The 1,505-nt window shown below is 67.8% G+C and carries 2 protein-coding genes and 1 pseudogene; 2 read left to right on the top strand and 1 reads right to left on the bottom strand.

What is annotated here, in order from left to right; genetic code table 11:
• Positions 1–666: protein-disulfide reductase DsbD family protein (locus ABGA94_RS13460; RefSeq protein WP_375367528.1), on the top strand; the 666-nt coding region annotated here is incomplete at its 5' end.
• Positions 663–1,226, top strand: a complete 564-nt coding sequence (locus ABGA94_RS13455; RefSeq protein WP_375367527.1) for a TlpA family protein disulfide reductase — start codon at positions 663–665, stop codon at positions 1,224–1,226. The genes ABGA94_RS13460 and ABGA94_RS13455, both read left to right, overlap by 4 nt.
• 137 nt (positions 1,227–1,363) lie before the next feature.
• Here ABGA94_RS13455 and ABGA94_RS13450 read toward each other — a convergent pair.
• Positions 1,364–1,505, bottom strand: a pseudogene (locus tag ABGA94_RS13450) (30S ribosomal protein S7); the annotation flags it as partial.

The following is a 1,505-nucleotide window of genomic DNA, read 5'->3' as shown; positions in this document are numbered from 1 at the left end:
TTCGTGCCAGCGCTGGCACGCCGCCTGCCCAAGCCCGGCCCGTGGATGGAAACGCTCAAGCACGTGCTGGCCTTCCCGATGTACGCCACTGCGCTGTGGCTGCTGTGGGTGCTGGGCAAGCAGCGCGGCGTGGACGGCATGGCGCTGGTGCTGGGTGGCCTGCTGCTGTTCGCGTTCGGCCTGTGGCTGTTTGAACGCAACCGCTGGACCGGCTCGCGTGCGGTGACCCTGCTCGGCGTGCTGCTGGCGATCGGTGCGCTGGTTCCGGCCTGGGGCGTGACCCAGCTTGCAGCGCCGGCGAGGGCAGCACAGGCCGCCAGCGACAACGTGGTCGAGTATTCGCCGCAGCTGCTGGACCGCCTGCGCGCCGACAACCGCGTGGTGTTCGTCAACATGACCGCCGACTGGTGCGTGAGCTGCAAGGCCAACGAACGTGCGGTGCTGTCACGGCCGGAGTTCAAGGAACTGCTCAAGCGCACCAATGCGGTGTACATGCGCGGTGACTACACCAACGTCGACCCGCAGATCACCACGTTCCTGGAAGAGCACAAGGCGGTGGGCGTACCACTGTACGTGGTGTACGGCCCCGGCGCGCCGCCGACCGTGCTGCCGACCCTGCTGACCCAGGCGGTGGTCGAGGAAGCGCTGCTGCGCACCGCACGATGAAGTGGCAACGGCCAGCGCTGCTGTGGACAGCGGTGCTGGCCGCCGGCCTCGGCCTGTGGGCCGGGCATCGATTGGCACCCGGCCCATCATCACCTGCCGCGCCAGCAACGGCTTCCAGGGCGACGGCCATGAAGCCCACGCTGCAGGTGGGCGATCAGTTGCCCGCGCTGACACTGCCGGACCTGGCGGGACAGCCATTGGTCCTGCGCGATCGCTTTGCCGGCCGGCCGCTGCTGATCAACGTCTGGGCCAGCTGGTGTGCGCCCTGCGTGGAAGAGATGCCCGAACTGGCGCGCTTCGCCGATGCCCAGGGCGACAACGGTGTGCAGGTGCTGGGCCTGGCGCTGGACACCACGGACGACGTGCGCGGTTTCCTGCAGCAGGTGCCGGTTGACTACCCGATCGTGATCGAGACACCGGGCCCGCGCGATGCCAGCGTGCAGCTGGGCAATACACAGGGGCTGCTGCCCTACAGCGTGCTGTTCGATGCGCAGGGGCGGCTGGTGAAGGCGAAGCTGGGGCCGTTTGCCCACGGCGAGATCGACAGCTGGGTGAAGTGAGGGTTCGGCAGGGCTGCGCCCTGCACCTGCCGAGGCCACCGCAACGGCCAGAGCCAAAGCGGATTTCCGTGGGATGGCGGGGCGGTGCGGCTGGGCAGGACACGCCGTAAACCCATCCATGGGGGCTCGATGGCGCCATCCATGGCGCCGTACACGATCTTTTCGGCGACGGACTTCTTGCCGCTCTGCATGACCATGTTGATGAAGCGGGCGATGGTTTCGCTTCCGTGCTTCGGATCGGGCAGGACGGAACGCTGCGGAGTATTACCCTTACGCGAC

Source organism: Stenotrophomonas sp. 3diitr2024, assembly GCF_042136455.1.
Taxonomy (GTDB): Bacteria; Pseudomonadota; Gammaproteobacteria; order Xanthomonadales; family Xanthomonadaceae; genus Stenotrophomonas; species Stenotrophomonas sepilia.
This window is presented reverse-complemented; position numbering and strand designations above follow the sequence as displayed.

Bases quoted from the DNA above. Each gene is read 5' to 3' on its own strand.
- ABGA94_RS13455 (WP_375367527.1), top strand. From the start codon at position 663: ATGAAGTGGCAACGGCCAGCGCTGCTGTGGACAGCGGTGCTGGCCGCC.